General features: G+C 41.5%; 5 protein-coding genes. 3 read left to right on the plus strand and 2 right to left on the minus strand.

Translation table 11 applies throughout. The annotated features are described in order from the left end of the window. Both LC574_RS28205 and LC574_RS28210 read right to left on the minus strand, forming a co-directional pair. On the minus strand, nt 1–253 hold a 253-nt coding region (locus LC574_RS28205), incomplete at its 3' end, for a hypothetical protein (RefSeq protein ID WP_229456968.1). After that, the gene (locus LC574_RS28210) at nt 250–1,098 is read right to left on the minus strand and encodes a hypothetical protein (protein WP_229456969.1); all 849 of its coding nucleotides are present in this window, start codon (nt 1,096–1,098) and stop codon (nt 250–252) included. The genes LC574_RS28210 and LC574_RS28205, both read right to left, overlap by 4 nt. A gap of 680 nt (nt 1,099–1,778) precedes the next feature. Between LC574_RS28210 and LC574_RS28215 the strand changes: the two genes are divergently transcribed. From LC574_RS28215 to LC574_RS28225, 3 genes are all read left to right on the plus strand, one after another. Continuing rightward, nucleotides 1,779–2,495: a Uma2 family endonuclease gene (locus LC574_RS28215; protein ID WP_229456971.1), complete on the plus strand. Its 717-nt coding sequence runs from the start codon at nt 1,779–1,781 to the stop codon at nt 2,493–2,495. 301 nt (nt 2,496–2,796) lie between these two features. Next, nucleotides 2,797–4,110 carry an FADH(2)-oxidizing methylenetetrahydrofolate--tRNA-(uracil(54)-C(5))-methyltransferase TrmFO gene (gene trmFO / locus LC574_RS28220; protein ID WP_229456970.1) on the plus strand — a complete coding sequence of 438 codons (1,314 nt, stop codon included), beginning with the start codon at nt 2,797–2,799 and terminating at the stop codon, nt 4,108–4,110. Between the two features lie 193 nt (nt 4,111–4,303). Further along, nucleotides 4,304–4,448, plus strand: a 145-nt coding sequence (locus LC574_RS28225; protein ID WP_229456972.1) for a fasciclin domain-containing protein, incomplete at its 3' end; no start/stop codon positions are given.

Below are 4,448 nucleotides of genomic sequence, written 5' to 3' on the forward strand. Positions count from 1 at the left end.
AATCAGCGATGCCGTCACTGTTGAAGCTAATGCTTTGCCGTGTCAGCAGGTTGCCCTTGGCATCATAAGTATAGGTATAGAGATAATCAATTGAGGGGGGGTTCTCGGTATCGCCATTATAGAAAAAATCAACTATGCCGTTGCCGTTATAGTCTTTGGTTTCCGATGTCAGGTTGCCGTTGACATCATAAGTATAGGTTTTGATATAATCAACAAACCCGTTGCCGTTCTCGTCTTGGCTAAAAAATGTCAACTTACCGTTGACATCATAAGTATAAGTATAGGTTGAAACAAAATCAGGATGCCGTCGCCGTTGTTGTCACGACTAAGGGATGTTAGGTTGCCCTTGGCATCAAAAGTATAAGTTGTCACATAATCAGCGATGCCGTCACTGTTGAAGCTAATGCTTTGCCGTGTCAGCAGGTTGCCCTTGGCATCATAAGTATAATTGGTGACAAAAGCAGCAATGCCGTCGCCGTTGATGCCACTAGAGGATGTCAGGTTGCCCTTGGCATCATAAGTATAGGTTATGACAATATCAGCGATGCCGTCGCCGTTGTCGTCACGACTAAAGGATGTATTGTTGCCCTTGGCATCATAAGTATAGATTTCGATATAATCAGCGATGCCGTCGCCGTTGTCGTCACGACTAGAGGATGTATTGTTGCCCTTGGCATCATAAGTATAGGTTGTCACATAATCAGCTATGCCGTTGCCGTAGTCGCCACGGCTAAAGGATGTCTTGTTGCCCTTGGCATCATAAGTATAGATTTCGATATAATTAGCGATGCCGTCGTCGTTGTTGTCAGTACCAGAGGATGTCTGCTTACCGTTGGCATCATAAGTATAGATATTGATATAATCAGCTATGCCGTCGCCGTTGGTGTCCTGACTAAAGGATGTCTTGTTGCCCTTGGCATCATAAGTATAATTTTCGGCATAATCAGCGATGCCGTCGCCGTTGCCGTCAAAGGTATAGTATGTAAGGTTATAGCCGTAGTTAATAACTGAGTCTATTGTCCCATCACTGTTGTTGTCTATGCTCTGGGATACGAGTTTGCCGTCGGCATCATAAGTATAAGTTGTGGTTGAGTCCATAAACTTATGTTCCCAAATAAATATTATTTATATAGCTCCAGTTGGGTAGTGCTATGTTTTTTTAATGAAAATTATTATTTTAATAGTACTAGCGAAAATAAAGAACATCAAACCTGATAGAATTTTTGCATTTGGTAGCTGAAGAAATCCAAAAAATCATCGATTTTGATCGGGTAGGTGACTAGTTTGCAACCTGCTTGCTGTAAATAACTCAATTTTTCTACTATTTTGCGATTTCTCTGAGGAATAGCTTATATTTCAAACTAAGATGATGAAACAGGGATCGCATAGCTTCGATATTATCGCGGTATTCTAATACATATTTTATTAATTCTGGTACGCGACAACGTTGAACAATTAGTGGTGGCATCCTCCTGATGATTAATTTCAAGAGTTTGCCAGCATTGGCAATCAAGATTATCTGGAGCTATAGCTATAGCAATCCTAAATGAGATTGTGAAAATTTTTGTTATGGTCGTCCTTGGTCATTTGTCCTTTGTGATTTGTGATTACAAAGGACAAATACTTCGACTACGCTCAGGACAAGTGACTAATGACTAATGACAGCCAACATAAAAATATTTAACAAATGATTTAGGACTGCTATAAAATCAATATTAATGCGATCGCTATCTCAACTAGAATTATTAGCTAAAAACCCCGTACTTGGAGGTGCAGCAATGGTACAACAAGTTACACCAGAAACCACGATCAAAGTCATCTACCCGGAAAGCGACGGACAGCCAATGGCGGATAATACAGAACAATTTGCATGGATTGTCAAAATTAAAGAAAATTTAGAAATCCTATTTGCATTACAACCTGATGTATTTATCGCCGGAGATTTGTTTTGGTATCCAGTTAAAGGAAGCCCGAATATTAAACAAGCGCCGGATACGATGGTAGTTTTTGGCAGACCAAAAGGAAAACGGGGTTCCTATTTACAATGGAATGAAGAGAATATACCTCCACAGGTAGTATTTGAAATTCTCTCGCCAGGTAACACCCTCAAAGAAATGACCAAAAAATTGCAGTTTTACCAGCGTTACGGCGTGGAAGAATATTATATTTATGATCCGGATAAGAACGATTTAAATGGCTTGCTGCGTTCTGAGGATAGTTTTGAAGTTATCGAAGAGATGAATAGCTGGGTAAGTCCGCGTTTGAGAATCAGTTTTACGTTAACACCGGATACCCTGGAAATTGTTTCTTCCACCGGACAAAAGTTTTTGTCACCCGTAGAAATTGACCAGTTACGGGAACAAGAGCGCCAACGTGCAGAACGGGAATGTCAAGCAAAGGAAGCAGCTTTAGAAGAATTAGAAAAAGAGCGCGATCGCTATCAAGAATTGTTAGCTAAACTCAAAGAAAAGGGAATTGATACAGATAATTTATAATTGTTGACTCCAAATCAGTTCTTTTTTGAAGGTTACAGAAAATACAGGCATAGCAGAGATTATCGTAAATTAAAGGGTTTAAGACCCCAACCATTACATGTAGTATCCATTTCAGTCGGGGTTTAAATCCCTGTCTGAAATGTCTTTAATTTTGAATTTTGAATTTTGAATTTTGAATTGTTAACTGGTGTTGTTGCTCCACCATGTTTTACGCTGATTATATAGTCAGCATGACTTTTTATTTAATTTTACTTCTGTAATGCTGATGGATACTTATGATATAGGAATTAAAAATATAACTATGGAACAACCGATACAAGTAATTGGAGGTGGACTAGCTGGGACAGAAGCAGCTTGGCAAATAGCCCAAGCTGGAGTGCCGGTAATTCTGCATGAAATGCGTCCAAAACGCTTCAGCCCTGCTCATCATACAGAACATTTGGCAGAATTAGTGTGTAGTAATTCCTTTGGGGCAATGGCAGGCGATCGCGCAGCTGGATTATTGCACGAAGAATTACGCCAACTTGGCTCTATCGTCATCTCGAAAGCTGATGAACACGCCGTACCTGCTGGTGGGGCGCTAGCGGTAGACAGGGGACAATTTGGTCAAGACTTGACTCAAACTTTAGCCAGCCATCCTTTAATTGAATTTCGCCGGGGTGAAGTGTCTGCGATTCCTGAAGGAATTGTGGTTTTGGCGACTGGGCCTTTAACGAGTCCCGACTTAGCCGAAGATTTGCGCCGCTTTACCGGGATGGAATACCTCAGCTTTTTTGATGCAGCTAGTCCGATTATTGTGGGAGAATCGATTAATCGTGACGTTGCTTTTATGGCATCACGTTATGACAAAGGTGAAGCCGCTTATCTCAACTGCCCAATGAATAAAGAGCAGTATTTAAGGTTTCGAGAAGAACTTTGTAAAGCGGAACAAACAGAACTCAAAGGTTTTGAACGGGAAACGGCGAAATTTTTTGAAGCTTGTTTACCCATTGAAGAACTAGCACAGCGTGGGGAAGATACCATGCGCTACGGCCCCCTAAAGCCAGTGGGATTGTCAGATACTCGCACCGGGGAACGTCCTTATGCTGTGGTGCAGTTACGACAAGAAGATAAAGCCGGTCAACTGTGGAATATGGTAGGATTCCAAACTAATCTGCGCTGGGGTGAGCAAAAGCGAATATTTCAGCTAATTCCAAGTTTGGAAAAGGCCGAGTTTGTGCGATTGGGAGTAATGCACCGCAACACTTTTATTAATGCTCCTCAGCTAATGCATCCTACTCTGCAATTTAAAGAGCGTCCGACATTGTTAGCTGCTGGACAATTGATTGGTACTGAAGGTTACACTGCTGCGGCTGCGGGTGGCTGCTTGGCGGGAATTAATGCAGCGCGGCTAGCCTTGGGTAAAGAAGCTTTGGTTTTACCACCAACAACAATGATGGGTGCATTATTGGAATTTATTAGTTCCGCTTCGCCGAAGCATTTCCAACCAATGCCACCCAACTTTGGGATTTTTCCTGAACTGGGTGCGAAAATCAAAAGTAAGCAGGAGCGATATGGACGTTACCGCGATCGCTCTTTAACTGATTTAGCAAACTGGAAAGTTAATCATAATTAATGGGCATGGGGCATTGGGCATGGGGCATTGGGCATTGGGCATTAATTCTTGTCCCTCACTCCCTCACTCCCTCATCTTCCCCTGCTCCCCTGCCTCTTTTTTAACGCCTGATTTTAAATTTATTTTGTTTAATAAAACTTCAAATAGGTTTATTATCCTTTAAAATCTTTTGCAGAGATTCTAGGTAAGATATATGGCTGATATTGTTGATATTGCAGTTACGGCTGAGTCTTTTAAAACACTGGTGGCAGCTGTACAAGCTGCTGGTTTAGTAGAAACATTAAAAAGTCCTGGCCCCTTCACTGTCTTTGCACCAAATGACGATGCTTTTGCCAAGT

It is taken from the genome of Nostoc sp. CHAB 5715 (genome assembly GCF_020829685.1).
Lineage (GTDB): Bacteria > Cyanobacteriota > Cyanobacteriia > Cyanobacteriales > Nostocaceae > Nostoc.

Bases quoted from the DNA above. Each gene is read 5' to 3' on its own strand.
- LC574_RS28210 (WP_229456969.1), bottom strand. From the start codon at position 1,098: ATGGACTCAACCACAACTTATACTTATGATGCCGACGGCAAACTCGTA.
- trmFO (WP_229456970.1), top strand. From the start codon at position 2,797: ATGGAACAACCGATACAAGTAATTGGAGGTGGACTAGCTGGGACAGAA.
- LC574_RS28215 (WP_229456971.1), top strand. From the start codon at position 1,779: ATGGTACAACAAGTTACACCAGAAACCACGATCAAAGTCATCTACCCG.